This window comes from Verrucomicrobium sp. BvORR034, from assembly GCF_000739635.1.
Classification (GTDB): domain Bacteria; phylum Verrucomicrobiota; class Verrucomicrobiia; order Verrucomicrobiales; family Verrucomicrobiaceae; genus Verrucomicrobium.
This window is the reverse complement of the sequence record NZ_BATQ01000121.1, coordinates 14039-33276: the sequence shown is the minus strand read 5'-3', so window position 1 is coordinate 33276 and position 19238 is coordinate 14039. Positions and strand designations below refer to the sequence as shown.

Below are 19238 nucleotides of genomic sequence, written 5' to 3'. Positions count from 1 at the left end.
CGTTCTTGCCGTGAAGATGGCAGGCCAGTGCCAGGATCATGCTTGAGTCCACTCCGCCGGAGAGGTAGGAGCCCACGGGCACATCCGCACGCAGGCGCATGCCTACAGCGTGGAGCAAATGTTTCTCGAAGCTGTCCACGAGGTCCTTTGCGTCGCCATCCACCTCCTGCCCTTGGTCGGGGAAGTCCATCTTCCAGTAGGCACGCTCGTCCAAGGTCGGACCGGTGCTTTGGCCACCCGGCTGGATGCGCAGGTAGTGGGCAGGCGGCAGCATGCGCACGCCCTCGAAGCAGGTGGTAGGCCCCGGAAGGGCGGCAAAGGTGAAGATTTGATCGATGCCCTTGCGGTCGGGCCGGGCGGGCACCATGCCTGAGGCCAGCAACGCCTTGATTTCAGACGCGAAAAGCAGCCAGTCGCCCTGCCGGGTCCAGAAGAGGGGAGCGATGCCAAAGCGGTCACGTCCCAGAATCAGTTGCCTCTTCGAATCATCCCAAAGGGCAACAGCAAACTGACCTCGAAGTTTTTCGAAGAGACCCTCCTGATAGTCCTCCCACAAGTGGGGCAGGATCTCGGTGTCGCAATGAGTTCGCAGCACGTGTCCGCGCTGCGTCAGCTCGCGACGCTTTTCAATGTGGTCGAAGAGCTCGCCGTTGAACACGACATGGACGTTCCCCGCCTCGTTTTTCATGGGCTGCTGCCCATCGGCCAGTCCCACAATGCTTAGCCTCCGGGAGGCCAGTCCCACCCCTGGGCGAATGAAGAATCCCTCCTCGTCTGGACCCCGGTGTACAATGGCCCGGGCCATCCTGCGGAGGGCCTCCTCGGGCACGGTACGTTCACCGCCAAGATCTAGCATGCCTGCAATGCCACACATAATCTTCGTATCGCTTTTGGTGGACCCTAAGGACAGTCTTTTCTGTGAAAATCTGTTGCATTAAAAAAAAGACAAAATGGCGGCAGGAAAAGCGCGACAAACCTGCTCACCGCGAATAGAAGGGGTTCAGTTTCTGCATGGTTGCGGAATTTCGTTGAAAATCGTTCATGCTTCCCGGAAGTGTAGATGTTGTCGTACGGCAGTAATTCAGTGATTCACGTTTATTTGAAGACAATTCTTGTATGAATAAAGAAGGAATTGCCATCGTTGGTGTCGGATGCCGCTTCCCTGGAAAGGTTGCGGACATGGAGTCCTACTGGAAGCTGCTTGCCGAGGGTCGTGAGGCCGTTGGCCAAGTGCCTGCAGACAGGTGGAATTTGGAGCGGTACTACGATGCGGAGGCCGGGATTCTCGGCAAGTCGATCGCCAGCCGAGGTGGGTTCGTGGAATCACTCGAGCAGTTCGATCCCCAGTTCTTCGGTATCTCCCCTCGTGAGGCCCCGTTTGTGGACCCGCAGCATCGTCTGCTGCTGGAGACTGCGTGGGAGGCCATTGAAGATGCCGGCCTGGTGCTGGACTTCGAGAAGGGGACCGATCTCGCTGTGTATGTGGGCATCTCCCACAACGACTACCAGATCATCCAGGCCTCTCCGTATGATTCCTCGGGCATCAGCCCGCACACGGCCACGGGCAGCGCCCACAGCATCGCGGCCAACCGCATTTCCTACTGTCTGAATCTGACTGGTCCAAGTGTGGCCATGGACACCGCGTGCTCCTCCGCGCTCACTGCGGTGCATGCCGCGTGTGAGCACATCTGGAGCGGTCGTGGTGAGGTCGCCCTCGCGGGCGGCGTGACCATCATGATCAACCCTGGTGGGTTCATTGGCTTCTCTCAAGCGTCAATGTTGTCACCTGATGGTCGTTGCAAAGCGTTCGACGCCTCTGCCAACGGCTTCGTGCGTGGGGAAGGGGCCGGCATGGTCCTGCTGAAGCCTCTGTCGAAGGCGATTGCCGATGGAGATCCCATCCATGGCGTGGTCGTGGGTACTTCCATCAACCAGGATGGTCACACCAATGGTATCTCCCTGCCCAGCCCTGAGGCCCAGGCCCGGTTGGTGCGCGATGCCTGCCGCGATGCGGGTGTTGACCCCTCGAAGATCGGTTTTGTTGAAGCCCATGGTACAGGCACCGCAGTAGGGGACCCTATTGAGGCCACCGCCCTCGCGGAAGCCCTTTGCGCCGGACGTGCCTCGGATGATCCGCTGCCGATCGGCTCGGTGAAGACGAACCTTGGCCACCTTGAAACCGCCGCCGGTGTGGCGGGGCTTCTGAAGGCTCTGCTGGTGCTGAAGCATCATCAGATCCCGCCGAGCCTGCATTTTGAAACGCCTAGCCCGCACATTGACTTCCCCGGGCTGAAGCTTCGTGTTCCCACCTCATTGGAGCCGTTCCCCGCCATTGATGGTGAGCGCTTGGTTGGGGTGAACTCCTTCGGTTTCGGGGGTGCCAACGCGCACGTGATCGTGTCCGAGGCTCCCGCCCGTCCGCAGCCGGACGGTCCGGTGATGGCGGACGGCCGCTCCTGGCCGCTGGTGCTTTCCGCCCGTTCGGAAGAGGCGTTGCGTGGCAATGCGGCTCGTGTTGCTGACTGGCTCGAAGCCCGCTCCAACGCCAATGGCAGCACTCCGTTGCTGCCCGATCTGACTTACACTCTGGGTGCCCGTCGCAATCATCACCAGTATCGCATGACGCTGGTGCCGCAGACGATGCCAGAGGCGATCGAAGAGCTGCGTGCCTACGCTGCCGGATCTCCGGGGCCAAAGGTGCAGGCCTCCTTCACTCCGCGTCCGGAGCAGGCCCCCAAGGTGGGCTTTGTGATGAGCGGCCAGGGACCCCAGTGGTGGGGCATGGGCCGTGAACTCATGAAGCATGAGCCGGTGTTCCGCGCCACGATGGAGCGTTGTGCTGAGGCCATGAAGCCCTGGGCACGCTTCTCCTTGCTGGAGGAGCTGGCGAGGACCGAGGAAACTTCCCAAGTGGCTCGCACCGAGGTGGGGCAGCCGGCGATCTTCGCCATGCAGGTGTCGCTCGCGGCACTGTGGCAGTCCTGGGGTGTGAATCCCGCCGCTGTGGTGGGTCATAGCGTAGGTGAAGTGGCCGCCGCCTGTGTGGCCGGCATCTTCAGCATTGAAGATGGTGCCCGCATCATCGTGCAGCGCGCTCGTTTCATGGAAGACTGCGCCCGTGGTGAAGGCACCATGCTGGCAGTGGGTCTGTCCGAAGAAGAAGCCCGCGCCGTGATCGCACGTCATGATCGTACGGTGAGCATCGCGGCCTTCAACGGCCCGCGCTCCCTGACCATGGCGGGTCCGCGCGTATCTCTGGAAGCCATCCAGTCTGAACTTGAAGGCCAGGGTGTCTTTGCCCGCCTCGTGAAGGTGGACCATCCCTTCCACCATGCGCTCATGCAACCAGCGGCAGATGCCCTGGTGGCAGCCATCTCGGAAATGAAGCCTCTGGCTGAGACCGTGCCGTTCTTCAGCACGGTCACGGGTGAGCGCTGCTCCGGTGAATCCTGTGATGCCGCCCATTGGGGTCGTGGCATCCGCCAGCCAGTGCTCTTTGCCCCGGCAGTGAACGCCCTCGCCGACCATGGTGTGGATGTCTGGCTGGAAATCAGCGCCCACCCGGCGCTGGCGCACTCCATCCAGGAGTGCCTCACGGCACGTGGAGTCAAGGCACCTGTTCTTTCCTCGATTCGCCGTGAGCGTGAGCATGACACCATGCTTGAGACGGTGACCAATTTGCACCGGAATGCGGTGGAGGCGGACTTCTCTGCCATCACGCCGTCCCGCCGCCAGCTTGCCCTGCCAGCCTATGCGTGGGATCGCAGCCGCTGGTGGAGCGAGTCACCCGACTGGAAGGAAGGCCGTCTTGGCAAGGGTGGACGCGGTCTGCTTGATACCCGTCTGCCTCGGGCCACCCCGACCTGGTCGGCCCGTCTGGACTCCCGCCACATGGCCTTCTTGAAGGATCACAAGGTGGAGAGCCACGTCATCTTCCCTGCCGCAGGCTTTGTAGAACTCGTGCTGGAAGCCGGCGTGCAGCTCTTTGAAGGCCGCCCGTTTGCCGTGGAGGATTTTGAGATCCGCAAGCCGCTCATCCTGCCGGAGAATCCGTCCAGCATTCAGCTGGAGGTGACTTACGACAGCAACGAGCGCACCTTCACGATCCAGAGCAAGTTTGAGAACGCTGCCTCGTGGTCGGTCCATGTGGTGGGCACGATGCGCAGTGAGCGCACGGAATCGACGTTTGCCGGTACCGATTGGGAGTCCGCCTCTCAAGAAGTGCAGGGACTGGAGAAGGTGGATCTTACCCACTTCTATGACCACATGGCCGACAAGGGCCTGCGCTACGGTGAAGAGTTCCGCGGAGTGCGCGAGCTCGCTGCCGCTGGTGGCCGCTCATCCGGGCGTGTCGCATTGACCGAGGCCTCCGCGGTCCGAGCAGGGGAGTATCAGTTGCATCCGGTGCTCATGGATGGTGCGCTGCACGTGTTCTCCGCAGGTGCCCGCACCGTGGAAGGACGCAAAGCCCGGCTCAAGCTGCCGGTGCGTTTTGCCCGCATCCTTTTCCTGCGTTCGCCAGGCGCGTCCTGCAAGGTTGAGGCAGGGGTTCAAGGATTTAACGACGAGTATCTCCAGGGCCGCCTCGGCATCTATGATGAGGCAGGCAATCCATGCGTGCTGGTAGACGGCTTCCGTGCCATCGCTGTGGCCGGGGTGCGCCGTTCCGGCAGTCCGGGAGGCATCCGGGATCTGATTTACAGCGTGGGCTGGGAGCGCAAGCCGCTCGCTGGTACACCGGCCACTCTTGAGCCGCTGCCGCTGTCCCGCCTGAAAGAGGCCGCTGGTGCGGCGCTCGATGAGGTGGTGAACGCACGCGGTCGTGCCAAGCTGGAAGCCGCTCTGGCGGCAGGTGACACGCTCGCAGCCGCCCACCTGACGCAGGGACTGCGCAAGATGGGTGCGGGTGACCTCATCACCGCTGAGGCTCTGGGCGTGGCCCCGGCGCTGCAGCCGGTGTTTGGCCAGCTTATGACTGGTCTGGTGCTGCGCGGCCTGGTGGATGCCAAGGACGGTGGCTATGTGCCCACTGCGGAATTTGACCGGGTGGCCGCTTCGGCGGACGACACCCTGCGTGAGTACGTGGAGCAGCATCCCGGCCATCTGCCGGAGGCCCTGCTCTGCGTGGCAAACTGCGCAGAACTGACGCCTATTCTCCGTGGTGAGAAAGAGGCGGTACAAGTGCTCTTTGGCGGCAGTGGTGCAGACCTTCTGGATCAGTTCTACGGCGACGGCCTTTTCACCTGCCACTGGCTGGCGGCCATCGCGGCCACAGTGCAGGAGGCGGCCAAGGCACTGCCGGAAGGACGCGGTCTGCGCATTCTTGAGATCGGTGCGGGCACAGGCGGTCTCGCTTCTTACCTGCTGCCGCAGCTTGAGCGTGGCCTGCACAGCTACACCTTCACGGATATTTCAGCCTCGTTCTTCTCCGGTGCCATGCAGAAGCTGGCCGGGTTCCCTGAGGTGGAGTACCGGGCCTATGACCTGGAGCGTTCCCCTGCGGAACAGGACTACGAGCTGGGTTCCTATGACTTTGTCATTGGCACGAACTGCGTGCACGCCGTGGGCGATGTGCGCGAGGCCCTGGGCCACCTGCGTGATCTCCTCGCGCCCGGCGGAAGCCTGGTGTTCATGGACACCGCCTCTCCCCAGCTTTGGACGGAGACCGTCTTCGGTCTCACGAGCGGCTGGTGGAGCCTGACGGACCGCGAGCTCCGCCCGGTGCAGCCGCTCATGGAGCGGGAGCAGTGGGAGAAGGTGCTCAAGGAAGTTGGGTTCGACGAAACCGCCTCACTGCCCGGCCTTACCGGCCCGCGTGGCGGAGAAGGGCAGATCGGCGTGTTGGGCCGCAAGGCTTGGACGACCGAGGTTGCTCCTGCTGAGATCGAGGAAGCAACGGCCGAAGAGGGTGGTGAAGGGGTGGACCTCGAGACCTCCTGGCTCGTCTTTGCTGATGCGGGCGGACTGGGTGACCAGCTTGTGTCCCGTCTGCGTGAAGCCGGTGCCCGTTGCCGGGTGGTGACACGTGGTGGTGCGTATGCCTCTGATGGCCAGGACCAGTTCACCGTGCGGGCGGAAGCTCCGGAAGACTGGACTCAGTTGGTGACGGAGGTCGTGGCGGAAGCTGCGCCGGAACGCTTTGTGTATCTCTGGACGCTCGATGAGCCTGCCGCGCCTGCGGAGGCTGATGACGTGCTCGGTGGTACGGATGCCCTGTTGCATCTGGCCCAGGCGCAAGATTCGATCTGCCCGGCTTCCAAGGTCCGAATGGACCTGATCACCCGTGGTGCCCAGTCGGTGGGTGAGGAGATCCCAGTCACGAGTGTGGCACAGTCTCCTGCCATCGGGATTGCCCGTGTCATTCACAATGAGCAGCCGAGCATTTCCTGCCGCTGCGTGGATCTGCCCCCGGTGGCCTCGGAAGGGGATGTGGACTTGCTGCTGGGTGAACTGGGGAACCGCGATGCGGAACGCGAAGTGGCCTTCCGTGGGGAAGCCCGCTATGCCATGCGCCTGACGCGTGGACGCTCCGTGCAGGAACAGTGGCTGGATGCATCAGTTCCGCTCCGTCTGGAGTCGAAGGATCGTGGTCACTTGGATGCTCTGGCGTTCGCGCCGTTTGAGCAGCCAGCCTGTGGTCCGGATGACGTGGTGATTGATGTCATGGCCGCGGGGATGAACTTCCGCGACGTGCTCAAGGCTCTGGCGTTGTATCCTGGTGAAGCTCCTGATGCCCGGATCTTCGGTGACGAAGTGGCGGGGATCATCACTGCGGTGGGGGCGAATGTGGATCACGTGCAAGTGGGTGATCGAGCCTTTGGTCTGGCCGTGTTTGGCATGGCCACCCAGACGCTCGCTCGCGGTTGTGACGTGCGCGTCATGCCGCCCGCATTGAGCTTTGAGGAAGCCGCGACGCTGCCAGTGGTCTTCATGACCTCCTGGCACTCGCTGGTGAATGTGGCCCGCATGCGTGCGGGTGAAACCATCCTTGTCCACGCCGGTGCCGGCGGGGTGGGTATGGCGGCCATCCAGATCGCCCGTCACCTGGGTGTGGACGTCATCGCCAGCGCAGGCAGTGCCACCAAGCGTGCCCTGCTGCTGAACATGGGTGTGAAGCACGTCATTGACTCCCGTCGTGGCGACTTCGTGGAGGCTGTCATGGCCCTTACGGATCGTCGCGGGGTGGATGTGGTGCTCAACGCACTGGCCTCCGAGGCCATCCCGATGGGTCTGGCCTGTCTCTCAGAATTTGGCCGCTTCATTGAAATCGGCAAACGCGACATCTACCAGAACTCCCGCATCCCGCTGTGGCCGCTGCGCAACAACGCCTCCTTCCACGTAGTGGCGATGGACGCGGTGTTCAGTGGGGATGGCAGGCTGGCGCGCCAGCTTCTGGCCGATGTGACCGAGCGTGTGGAGCAGGGTGAATTGCACCCGCTGCCCTTCCGCGCCTTCCCGGCATGCCGTGTGGATGCTGCCTTCCGCCAGATGGCGCAGGGCAAGCACATTGGCAAAGTGGTCGTTTCCTTCGCCCCCGAGTTCGTCTCGCGGCGCGGGGAGGCTCCGGTGCCGGCCTTTGAGGTTCGCCCGGATGGTGCTTACCTGATCACCGGTGCCTTCGGCGGCTTTGGCCGAGTGCTGGCCAACTGGCTGGTGGAGGCTGGAGCCCGTCACCTGGTGATGAGCAGCCGCAGCGGCTTGAAGACCCCAGGAGCGGAAGCGTTTGTCCAAGGCCTGGAAGCCAAAGGCGTGGAAGTGCTGACCGTGTCTGCTGATGTGGGCTCGAAGGAAGATGTGGCCCGTCTCTTTACTGAGATCGGCCAGCTCAGTGTGCCGCTCAAGGGGGTGCTGCATCTGGCGATGGTCATTGATGACGCCCCGCTCGGGGTGCTCAACCGCGACCGTATGAAGTCGGTGCTCACACCCAAATCCTACGGTGGTTGGTTGCTCCATGAGCAGACCACCGGAATGGATCTGGACTGCTTCCTGATGTTCTCCTCGGTTTCCAGCGTGTTTGGCAACCCGGCTCAGGCCAACTACGCGGCTGCTAATGCGTTCCTTGACTCTCTGGCCCACCACCGCCGTGCGCTCGGCTTGCCCGCGCTGACGGTGAACTGGGGTGTGCTGGGTGGTGAAGGTTATGTGGCCCGCAACGAGAAGGTGGCGGAGTTCCTGGCCCGTCAGGGGACGGCGGCTCTTTCACCTGGCGAGGTGGTCACTCTGCTCGAAGGCTTCCTTGCCACTGGCACTGCCCAGGGCGTGGCCATCCGGGTGGACTGGAACAAATGGCGTCAGTTCTTCCGCGGTATGCAGGAGAACCCGCTGCTGGAGCGCATCTTTGCCTCGGGCATGGACGATCAGGAAGCCGGTGGTGGCACCAGCGACTGGCGTTTGCGCATCGAGTCCGCCTCTGCAGACGAGCGTGAAGGCGTCATTGGCGCCGCCGTGCGGGATGTGGTGGGTGGGGTGCTCCGTGTGAAACCGGACAGCCTGCGCAACGACCAGCCGCTCACCGACCTGGGCCTGGATTCCCTCATGGGTGTGGAAATCGAAAACTCGCTGGAAGCAGCGATTGGCGTGGCCCTGCCACCGACCAGCCTCATGCGGGCTCGAACCATTGGTCAGATCGTGACCCTCATCTCAGAGCGTGTGGGAGGCAAGTCGGGGGCTGCCCCGGCAGCGTCCGCCGCGCCTGCGGTGGTCGAAACACCCGCTGCGGTGGAAGAGGTGGATATTGAGTCCCTCAGCGATGAGGATCTCGATCGTCTGCTCGGGGATGATTCGTCCGATGATGTTACGCCGCGTGCCGGTTCCACTGGTACGACTTCTGCGATCTCCTGAGGACATGTCTGACGACAAGCGCGCCCGGCTCAAACAGCTCCTCGCCAACGGGGAAATCAAGCTCCACCCACTCTCCCTCTCCCAGAGGGAGTTGTGGGAAACAACGCCGGTGCCGGTTTCGGACCCTGCCAACCACATCTGCAGTCTGATTTTCATGCGGGGTAAAATCCCGCCTGAAATGACGCGGCAGGTGGTGCAGCGGGTGGTGGACCGGCAGGAGGCGCTTCGGCTTTCGTTCCTTCCCGGGAAAGATCAGCCGTTTCAGATGGTGCGTGCGACCGGGGAGGCGAACATCAAGTTCCGTGACCTTCCCGAAGCCCAACAGCGTCCTGAGGCGCTGGAGGAAGCGGTGCAGGAGATCTTCGGGGAGCCGTTTGATCTCATGCACGGACCGCTTTACCGGATTGAGATGTTGTCCCGCTCTGCGGACGACACGGTGCTTGTCTTTGCGGCCCATCATACCATTGCGGATGGCTGGAGCCTGGGCGTGTTTGTCCAGGACCTGTGGGCTTCCTGCCTTGGTCTGATGAAAGGATCAAAAGGTCCGTTGCCGTCAGTGCCCATGACTTACTCTGCCTGGAGTGCGGCGGAGAGGGCCCAGTGGCCCAAGGCAGAACTGGAACAGCGCGCCACCTATTGGCGGCCGTTGCTGAAGGATGCTCCTCGTTTGTGGACCCCGCCGGTGCGTCGCCCCGGTGAGCCTCATATGTTGCGGCGTTGGGTGACGGAGATTCCCGCCCCGTTGACGCAGGCCATTCAGGATCTCGCCAAGAAGCATCACGCCACCCTTTACAGCACCTTGCTGTCAGCCTTTCAGACCACGCTCTGTCAGTGGACCGGGGGTGAGGATATTGTGGTGGGGTCACCGGTGGCCAACCGGAATCATCCCTCCATGAAGGAGACCATGGGATACGTATCCGGCGTGGTGCCGGTACGTGGGCAAGTCGTGCGGGACCGCCCGTTCTCGGAAACGTTGAAGGTGGTGCATGAGTCCACCATGGATGCGTTTGCCAATGCCATGCCGTTTGCCGAACTGGTCAAGGCAGTGGGGGACTTGCCTGCTCCGGAACACAATCCGGTGTTTGACGTCCGCTTTGCCCTGCAGAACCACCCTGTGCCCGAAGTGGGGCTGCCCAGCATCTCCATGAAGCTGCGCATGCGGTCCACTGGCACGGCCAGATTTGACCTCGCTTGCGAAGTCACCCAGGACGGAAATGTGCTGGAATTGGTCTGGTTGTCCCGGGAATCCCTCTTCAGCCATGCCGAGATTGAAAAGCTGAACGACTTGTATCAACTTGTGCTGACGCGGGCCTGTCAGGCACCCAGCCAGACCAGTGCCGCGCTCATGTCTTGACGGACCTCCCCCTTCGACCGCCATGAACACCGCCCCAGTTCAAGCACCCGCCCCGGTTATCAGCCCACTTGAGGATCCGCATGAGCCTCATTGGGTGAGTCGTGCGGCGTTTCCGTTGTTGACCTTGCTGCTGGTCATCAATCTCGCGGGCATCTTTTTCGCGCTGTACTTCAACAACTACTGGGTGGCCATCCCGCTCATGCTCACGGCGAGCCATCTGATGCATGGAAACCTCATCGGCTTTCATGAGGCGTCCCATGGCATGTTGCGCAAGAGCCGTTTCCTCAATGAAGTGGACGGTGTGCTCATCGGGTTGTTGAGCAACACCAGCTTCAGTCTTTATCGGGCCGCGCACCAGACGCACCATGCCCACCTGTCTTCAGAGCGGGACGAGGAGTTTTGGCCGTTCGTGGATCCCAAAGAGCCTCGCTGGTTCCGTGTTGTGGCTGCTGTGGCGGAGCTTTCCTGCGGACTGTATGTCACCCCGCTGGTCTTTCTGCGTACCTTCCTCAGGAAGAATTCACCCATTCGCAGCAAGAAGGTGCGCCGTCGCATCTGGAATGAGCTGATTTTTATCGTGGGGTTCTGGACGGTGACCGTGTGCCTGGTGGCCTACTTCGGGGTGTGGAAGTATTTCCTCGGCCTCTACCTCGTACCGGGGTTTATTGCCGGGAACCTTCAGGCCTGGCGCAAGTACATTGAGCATGTGGGTCTGACGGGCTCGACAATCCGCAGTGCCACCCGCAGCATTGTGGCAGATTCCGTGATGGGGAAGATTGTGTCGTTTTCGTTGCTTCATGAACCCTTCCACGGCGTGCATCACCAGCGGGCGGGCATTCCTCATGCCGAACTCCCACTGCACCGTGCGGATCTGATGCCGGTGCACGAAGATGAGCATCCGCCTTTCCCAAGCTACTGGCATGCCTTTTTGCACCTCTTGGGCTGCTTGAAGGACCCGCAGGTAGGGGCGCAGTGGCGCAGAGTGCCGACGACGCAGAAGTAAGTGGTGGTGGTAGGCTGCCGCAAGAAAAGCGGGCTGTGCTCCAACGCGAGCACGTCCCGCGACTATGGGGCTGTGGCTCTGTGTCTGAGGCAACCGAAGCGGTCGCCCTACAGAGCCCAGATTATTTGGGCCTGGCGCTCTCTCTGGCATTGCCTATGGGACGTTTGTTGCGGGCCGGGATAGTATGTCCCAGAGGTGAGGACGTGGGGGTGTGTGGCGACTGAGACGGACGGCATATCCAAACGACGGCTGTGGCGATACTGCGAGAATAGTTCGGTCGTGAACAGGTCGAAACCCATCGAATGCAGTCGCATTTTGGTTCCGGCCAGATGTTTGCAGCTTCCCATACTCTTCGCCCTCAATCACTTGTCGATCGCCGTTGGATCTCATCCAACCGCTTGGAGAGCAGTGCCCGATCCCTTGGGAAGACCGGCCGCCCTCTACGGAGTTCGGGCCGGTTCAGTGGATACGAAGAATATCTGAACCCTACCCAAGCACCCCAACATGAATTCGACTGCCAAAACATCTGCCGCCAGCCTGTTCGCTGCGGCATTCATCTCATTGAGTACCGTGGTCTCCGCCCAGGTCACGGTTGCGGAGACTTCCACGACGGGCTACGGCACCATCACGACCTACTCGCCCGGGCAAACCCTGGTGGTAAACCAGGAGTCTGGCTCACCGATCAGCTATTCCGTCACCAAACAGACCACGTTTGTGGATGAAGCAGGGTTGCCTGTGGAAGCCACTCACATCACCTCTGGCGTACCAATTACGGTGAGCTATGTGCGCGATGGCGACCGCATGGTAGCCTCCCGCGTCGTGGTGAAGAAGACGGTGACAACCACCGGCGGCCCGGTGGCGACGCAAACGACGCGTACCACCACGACAACCACCACCGGTGCGGGCACCATTTCCGAGTTCAGCCCTGGCCAGACCATTGTGCTGCGCTCGACTTCGGGACCTCTGACCTACGCCACCTCCACTTCTACAGTCTATGTGGATGAAACTGGAGCCCCCGTGGCGGTTGAGAAGATCGCGACAGGCGTGCCGGTGACGGTGCACTATGTGCGGGAAGGGGATCGTATGATCGCCAATCGCGTGGTCGTGACCCGGTCTGTGACGACACCGACCCGTCCGTTGACCAAGGACGAGCGCGAGGAATTGAAGGATCAGCGTGAGGAGGCCCGGGAGCGCCGCAAGGAAGCTCGTGAAGAGGCCAAGGAACGCCTCGAAGATCTCAAGGACGACTAAGTAAGTGACACATCCTTCAAAGTTTTTTCTTTCAGGCAGCGGGATCCCTCGCGATGATTGGGGGCCGCTGCCTGTTTTGTTTCTGCAAAAGACGTGCCTGCCACGTCGCGTTAAACCTTCATCGCTGAGCTTCTATGAAACTGGTACCCTTTCTCACCGCCATGGTCGGCGGCCTCTTGTTTTCCACCGCTGCCATGTCTGCCGACGCTCCTGGAGCGGCTGAACTGGCGGCAAAGCTCAGTGACCTGCAACAGGATGGCAGCACCTTCATCCGGGTGAAGATGATCGTCAGCTCTCCGGCCAACCCGTCGGATCCCAAGACCACGCTCCAACTCCAGATCAAGTCCCGTCGCAGCGCCGGCCAGACGGACGTGGTGTACCAGGTGCTCTTCCCCAAGGAGAGAAAGGGAGAGGCGGTGCTGATCAGCAGCAGCGGCAATGGAGCCACCTTTACGCCCCCTGACAAATTGCAAACCTTTGACGCCGCGAAGTTCAAGGAGTCCCTCCTGGGTAGCGATCTTTCCTATGAAGATGTCTCGGACAACTTCTTTGCCTGGAAGGACCAGTCCCTCGCCGGTACAGAAACTGTCAGCAACGTGAGCTGCCAGATTCTGGAGTCGAAGCCCAAAGGTGCGCGCTCCAGCTATACTTCGGTGAAGTCCTGGATCGATACCAAGCGCATGGTGCCGCTGCGGGTGGAAAAGTATGGCGCTGGCGGCCAGTTGGTGCGCCGCATCGACACCTCCGATGTGGCCAATGTGGATGGACGCAACGTCTTGGCCATGCTGGTGATCCGCCGCCCTGGTCACGCCACGGCGACGGAAATGGACGGCTCCCGCATCAAACGCGGAGTGGCCTACACCGATGCAGATTTCACTGCGGAAGGTCTGAAAAATCTGAGCGGCCCCAAGGGAGGGGAATAGCCGGCCCATCAAGCTGTTCTGGACGAAACTCGGTGCTTCAAGATGGGTATCATGAATGAACAACAATCGTCTGGACCATCTGATGCTCCCCGTGTAGCCTCCGGCATGGCTGAAAACGTGCCGTCGGCATCCACACCTACCGTGTATGAGGCAAGGGGATTGAAGAAGGAGTTCGACGGCGGCAAGGTGGCCGCACTGCGGGGCGTGGACCTGGACGTGAGGGAAGGGGAGTTCGTCGCCATCACAGGGCCGAGCGGTTGTGGCAAGAGCACGCTCCTGCAACTGCTGGGATCTCTGGCGTTGCCCTCTGAAGGCACGCTGAACTTCCGCGGTCGCTCCATTCCAGATATGCCGGACCCCGCCCATTATCGTTCCCACGATATCGGCTTTGTCTTTCAGGCCTTCCATCTGCTGCCCACCTTCACGGTGCTGGAAAATGTGCAGATCCCCATGTTCGAGGGGGGGCTCACGAAGGCCCAGCGCAAAGACCGCGCGGTGGAGCTTTTGGAATCCGTCGGTCTGGGGCACCGGCTCACGCACTTCCCCTCCGAGTTGTCGGGTGGGGAGCGTCAGCGCGTGGCCATTGCCCGTGGGCTGGCCAACGGCCCCTCGGTGGTGTTGGCGGATGAACCCACGGGAAACTTGGACAGTGCCAATGCCGAGCAAATCCTGGAACTGCTGCTGAAGCTGCACCGTGATCGCAAGGTGACGCTGGTGCTCGTCACGCATGATCTGGGCATCGCCGGACTTGCCACCCGTACTATTCGCATGAAGGACGGTCGGGTCGTTTCCGAGACCTCGTCCTCAACGCCGTCCCTTGCCAATCACCCATGACCTTTTTCACCATTGTAACTCGTGGATTGATGCGTCGTCCTGTGCGGACGGGGCTCACGCTGGCTGGCATCTCCATCGGCATCGCCGCAGTGGTGGCGCTGGTGGGCATGGCCTGGGGCTATGAAAAGAGCATCGGCAAGCAGCTCGACGTCATTGGCATTGACATGATCGTCAGCAATATGACGGGCGGCATCATGCCCAAGACTTTTGATGCAAGCGTCGAGGACAAGATTGCCCAGCTTCCAAAGATCAAGGAAACGACCTCGCTTCTCATGCAGCTCATCAGCGTGGAGGACGCGCCCATGATCATGGTGTCCGGCCGCAAGTGGGGAGGGTTCACGTGGCATCAGCTCAAGGTGGTGGAAGGACGGATGATCAAGGACGAACATGAACCGGCGGTGGTGCTTGGCAGGCTCGCTGCGGAGGTGCTGAAGAAAAAGGTGGGCGATACCGTTCAGCTGGACAGCGACGAACTGAACGTGGTGGGCATTGTTGATGGCGGGTCAGTGGTGGAAAATGGAGCCATCATTCTCTCCCTGGCGGTCATGCAGAAGGTCACGCTCAATGAGGGGAAGGTGAACTTCATCGACATCCGGCTCCAGCCAGGCACGGACAAGGATGCGGTGACAGAGACGGCTGCGGAGATCAAAAAGATCTTCCCCGAGGGTCGTGCAGTGAAGGCCAGCGAAGTGGTCGGCACGAGCCAGGGCTTCCGCGTGGCGCGGGCCATGAGCTGGAGCACCTCCATCCTCGCGATCACAGTCGGCATTCTGGGTGTCATGAACACCATGCTCATGACCGTGTTCGAGCGCACCCACGAGATCGGCATCCTGCTGGCGGTGGGCTGGCGGAGGCAGCGCGTCATGCTCATGGTGCTTTGTGAGTCCGCCCTGCTCGGTCTCTTGGGTGGGATTCTGGGCGTCATTCTCGGCGCGGCCGGTCTCATGATCATGGAGACCACGCCAGCGATCAAAGGGCTCCTCGAGCCGGACCTCAGTCCACGCCTTCTGATCATCTCTGTGATCATTGCCGTGGTGGTCGGTCTGATCAGCGGTCTTTATCCCGCATGGCGCAGTTCCCGACTGTCTCCCGCCGTGGCCATTCAGAGCTGAGCAACGCGGTTTTTCGCGAGTGGACCCGCCCGCCATCGGCGATGGCCCGATTCATTTTTTACACGGACCGGTGCAGCATCTGCTTTTGCGAGGTGAGCATCTTGGTCCTCTGACTGTCTAAAGCGTCACTCGCATGAAGAATTTGAAACCGATGGAGGCTGTCGCCGTGTTGTATGCAACCGGCCAGGAGGATGTGTCGCGGGCAATCGTGGCGAGTTTGAGTGAGGCCATTTTTGGTGGAACTGGGCTGGAGCCGGCGAATCGTGCCAAGCAGTTGCTGGCCCGGATTTCCTACCGATTGTTGAAATGGACCACCCGATCTGTGCTGCCTGATGGGGGCAGCCAAGGAGAGGCCACGGTGTACCGGAACGCCATTCTGGACCGCTCGGGTCACCCCTATGCGGCCGCCCTCATGGGCACCACCAACAAGTCGACCCAATGCCTCGTGGAAGGTGGCGACCCGATGAACAGCCAGTACATGATGATCTCGCCTGAGATCCGGCAGAATGCTGGCACCTGGGACCGGATCTTCCTCGACTCCGTTCAGGGGAAGGACGTGCGTCTGCGCATGGTTTGGGAGACGCTGGCGACCTATGAAGCCGCCCGGGCCCTGCTGGATGCGGGCAAGAGTGTGCGGCTGAAGGCGGTGGCCGCTGGCACCGGGCTGAGCCTGATCTTGGTGTATGACCGGCTCATCCGTGATGGCTTTGACTCCGGTCGCATCGCGGTTTCCATCACCGACCGCGATCCGGTCAACATCGAGAAGGCAAATCGGCTGATGGACAAGATCCAGACCACCAAAGGGCGACAGGCTGTTCAGGAGCGCGGCGGCAGCATCCTGGCCAAACCGGAGGATCTCTTTGTGAAGCATGCTGACGCCGGGTTGGAGCCGTATGATGTGGTCACGGCCATCGGCATTCTGGAGTACTTTCACGGTCACACCTACACCACCACGGAGCACCATCTGAACCTGTCTGTGCAGGCGGAGGCGACCTCTGCCATCGATCTCGTGCAGCGTCTGGATGAGATGGTGGCTCATCAGGGCAGTCTGGTGGTCAACACCTACCGACGAAATGCCGCCACCCAGCTCCTCGAGTTGTTTGGCCGGCGTTTTGACTATCGTGACCGGGAGAATCTCACCGCCCTGATGGCGGCGGCCAATTTTGAACTGACCCGCCTGATGGGCTCCGGTCACGTCTATGACGTGGAGGTGTACGGAAAAAAATCTGTGACATTGCCTGCGTAGGAGAGGCTGAAAGGCAAGGTCCGCTTGACGGATGCCCGTTTCGGCATTTACAGGCGGGCCAACCATGCGCCTGCCGTCCACTTTCTGTGCCGTTGTTCTCTGGATCGTCACCGTGTGTGTGACCGGTTGCTCCGGATACTCCTCCGTACGGATCACGCGGCCGAAGGCCAAGGCGGAGAGCCTCTCCGGCGCGGTGCTGAGAAAAGCCCTGGGAGACCCTCGGAAGGAGCCTGAACTTCAGATTGGTCGGCTGCTCAACGCGGCTTCCCTGGCCTCAGACAAGCTGCGCCGCAATCCAAAGAACAACCAGGCCCGTCGGGACTACAACTTTGCCATTGGCCGCATCTTTGAGGTGATCCACGAGGCAGGACTGGAGCCGTGGAAGCAGCCGATCAAATGCCCCGGCAAAGACGGGCCGTGGACCTTCTCCATCAAGACCGACGGTGATCCTACGCACGATCCCTCGCTCTTCCGCATCCTGCCGGCCGACCGGTTTGAGTTTAACGGCAGCCTGGTGAAGCAACGCACGGTGAAACAGGGCATCGGCGCGCCCATGGTGGCTTCCAGCAAGCCGGGGCTGGACTTCACGAAGAAGGACCGCTTCATCATGGGGCAGAACGTGTACTACGGGCTGACGGTGCTGATCCGGTTCGACGGTCAGCGTTGCACGGCCGTTTCCTATGACCCGCTTCAAGTCGAGAATGTGCAATTTGCCGGGCACAGCTTCCCACTGGCGGCGGACTTCACGGCCGCGATCGGCCTGGCGCTGGCGGAGCTCAAGCCCCGTCGCACGGAGCTGGAGCGGATGTTCCGTCCCGACCAGTTTGCCGGAACCAGCCGTCTGGCAAGGCTGCAGCCCTATGAGGCCCACAAGATTCCGATTCTGTGCATCCACGGTCTTGGCGATTCCCAAGCCACCTGGGCACCCTTGATTGAGTCTCTCCGTGGCGATCCAGTCATCCGGCAGCACTATCAGTTCTGGTTCTACACCTATCCCACGGGGTTTCCGTACCCTCTCATGGCGGCAGGCCTGCGCAAGGAGCTGGACGACATGACGGCACGTTACCCGGGGCACAAGAAGTTTGTGGTCCTCGGGCACAGCATGGGCGGGATGATCGCGCGCGAGCTCATCACGGACAGCGGGATGAAGCTCTGGAACGCCTACTTCGATGTGCCGCCGCAGGAGCTCAAGGTCTCTCCAGAAGGCCGCAGCATCCTGGAGAACACCTTGATCTTCAATCACCGGTCGGACATCTCCCGGGTGGTCTTTCTCTCTGCCTCCCTGGGTGGCAGTGACGTGGCGGTGGGATTCTTCGGCAGGTTGGGCAAGAAGATCATGGGAAACAGCACGGCCATTCTCGGTGACATGGACGACACCATGAAGGCGGTGAAAGCTGCCAAACCGGCCAATACCGGCGAGCCCATCCTGGCGATGCCCAACAGTCTGGATGCTCTGGATCCCGACAATCGCTTCCTGACCACGATCAACAACATCCCTCCGACACCAGGGATTCCGTATCACTCCATTATTGCCGACCGTGGAAAAGGCGGCAACTTGGACAAAACGAAGCCCGTGAGCACCGATGGCCTGGTACCCTACTGGAGCAGCCATATCGACGGGGCGCAGAGTGAACTGATCGTGCCCAGCGGACATTGGTCCAATCAGAACCCGCAGGCGATTGCGGAGGTGCGCCGCATCTTGCTGTCGCACATCGGTCGCAAAGCCGGGCCGGTTGCACCTTCCGTCTCGGAGCCACAAAATCTCAATACGAATGAACTGCAGCTGCCTGCGGGGGCACCGAGAATCTTGGATTGAGGTGGGGTGGGCCAGTTTTCATCGCGCGCGGACCTCATTGGGAAGTTAGTGCCTGCCAAGGAACCTTGGATGCGAAAGGCAGTCAGACCGCCACAACTCCTTCGGAGTAGAAACTTCCAACACCCCATTCCCAACGTAGGCTCGCTGGAAGCTCGCCAACATTGGGCTTGTAGCCACATCCTCTTCGAGGAAGAGCTTCGACTGAGCATCTGTACTGTGCAGGTTTCTTGGCGGCCACCCCAAAACGTACGTGGTTGGGGTATCGGTGACGCGAACGGAGCAGACGGAAGCCCGCCGCTACTCTGTCAGCCACGATTTCCTTAAACCACCTTCCTTCCCCAGCACGGGATCAAAGTCGGGCACAGGTACTTGCTTCACCCTTTCCAGAGCTCGAGGTCGCTCGCTCGGCTCTCCGGTGAGGATGTCGCACTTCATGCCATTCGGATAGGCGCCCACCACTCCGAAGTTGTGGCTGTGTTCAATGCACATATGGCCTACGCCGGCGGGGATGACGATGACGTCTCCGGCTTGCACGAGGGTCTCATGGCCGGTGGAGCCGCCGAGTTTGAGGGTGGCGGAGCCGCGGTACACGCCCAGCACCTCGTGCGTGTTGCTGTGATAGTGATGGTAGGGGTACACACCGTTTCTCCACGAACCGGTCCACTGGTGGGTTGCGAAACGCTCTTCGAACACTACGGCCAAATCCTGCTCGGCGTCGTTCGCCACCTGCAGGGCATCCCGGTAAAGCAGGAGGGGCAGCGGGCTGTTGGGGATGCGTCCGTCGTCCTCAAACGTGAATGTCTCGGGAGATGATGGGGAAAGTTCGGACATGAGAGGAGGGGGAGCGGATTCCGCGAA

Annotated in this window: 11 protein-coding genes; 9 read left to right on the top strand and 2 right to left on the bottom strand. The window is 61.2% G+C overall.

All coding sequences use genetic code 11. The features are described 5' to 3' along the window. Positions 1–856: asparagine synthetase B (locus BV034_RS20180; protein WP_265593234.1), on the bottom strand; the 856-nt coding region annotated here is incomplete at its 3' end. A 260-nt stretch (positions 857–1116) separates the two neighbouring features. Here BV034_RS20180 and BV034_RS20175 point away from each other — a divergent pair. The 9 genes from BV034_RS20175 (at position 1117) to BV034_RS20135 (ending at position 18380) form a co-directional block, all read left to right on the top strand. Next, complete coding sequence (locus tag BV034_RS20175) at positions 1117–8841, top strand: type I polyketide synthase (protein WP_265593233.1); 7725 nt, start codon at positions 1117–1119, stop codon at positions 8839–8841. A 4-nt stretch (positions 8842–8845) separates the two neighbouring features. Further along, complete coding sequence (locus BV034_RS20170) at positions 8846–10195, top strand: condensation domain-containing protein (RefSeq protein ID WP_050028788.1); 1350 nt, start codon at positions 8846–8848, stop codon at positions 10193–10195. A gap of 22 nt (positions 10196–10217) precedes the next feature. Beyond that, positions 10218–11198 carry a fatty acid desaturase gene (locus BV034_RS20165; protein WP_050028787.1) on the top strand — a complete coding sequence of 327 codons (981 nt, stop codon included), beginning with the start codon at positions 10218–10220 and terminating at the stop codon, positions 11196–11198. A gap of 504 nt (positions 11199–11702) precedes the next feature. Next, positions 11703–12449, top strand: coding sequence for a hypothetical protein (locus BV034_RS20160; protein ID WP_050028786.1), 747 nt, complete (start codon positions 11703–11705; stop codon positions 12447–12449). 134 nt (positions 12450–12583) lie between these two features. Then, entirely contained in the window at positions 12584–13372 is a 789-nt protein-coding gene (locus tag BV034_RS20155; RefSeq protein WP_050028785.1) for an outer membrane lipoprotein-sorting protein, read from the top strand. A 51-nt stretch (positions 13373–13423) separates the two neighbouring features. Next, complete coding sequence (locus BV034_RS20150) at positions 13424–14206, top strand: ABC transporter ATP-binding protein (RefSeq protein ID WP_265593232.1); 783 nt, start codon at positions 13424–13426, stop codon at positions 14204–14206. Then, positions 14203–15318 (top strand): ABC transporter permease, encoded by a 1116-nt coding sequence (locus BV034_RS20145; protein ID WP_050028783.1) that lies wholly within the window; start codon positions 14203–14205, stop codon positions 15316–15318. The genes BV034_RS20150 and BV034_RS20145 overlap by 4 nt, the downstream gene beginning before the upstream one ends. A gap of 133 nt (positions 15319–15451) precedes the next feature. Next, positions 15452–16564 carry a hypothetical protein gene (locus BV034_RS20140; protein WP_050028782.1) on the top strand — a complete coding sequence of 371 codons (1113 nt, stop codon included), beginning with the start codon at positions 15452–15454 and terminating at the stop codon, positions 16562–16564. A gap of 64 nt (positions 16565–16628) precedes the next feature. Next, positions 16629–18380, top strand: coding sequence for an alpha/beta fold hydrolase (locus BV034_RS20135; RefSeq protein ID WP_265593231.1), 1752 nt, complete (start codon positions 16629–16631; stop codon positions 18378–18380). Positions 18381–18677: 297 nt separating this feature from the next. Here BV034_RS20135 and BV034_RS20130 read toward each other — a convergent pair whose 3' ends face one another. Next, positions 18678–19211 (bottom strand): cupin domain-containing protein, encoded by a 534-nt coding sequence (locus BV034_RS20130; RefSeq protein ID WP_050028781.1) that lies wholly within the window; start codon positions 19209–19211, stop codon positions 18678–18680. Between the last annotated feature and the right edge of the window lie 27 nt (positions 19212–19238).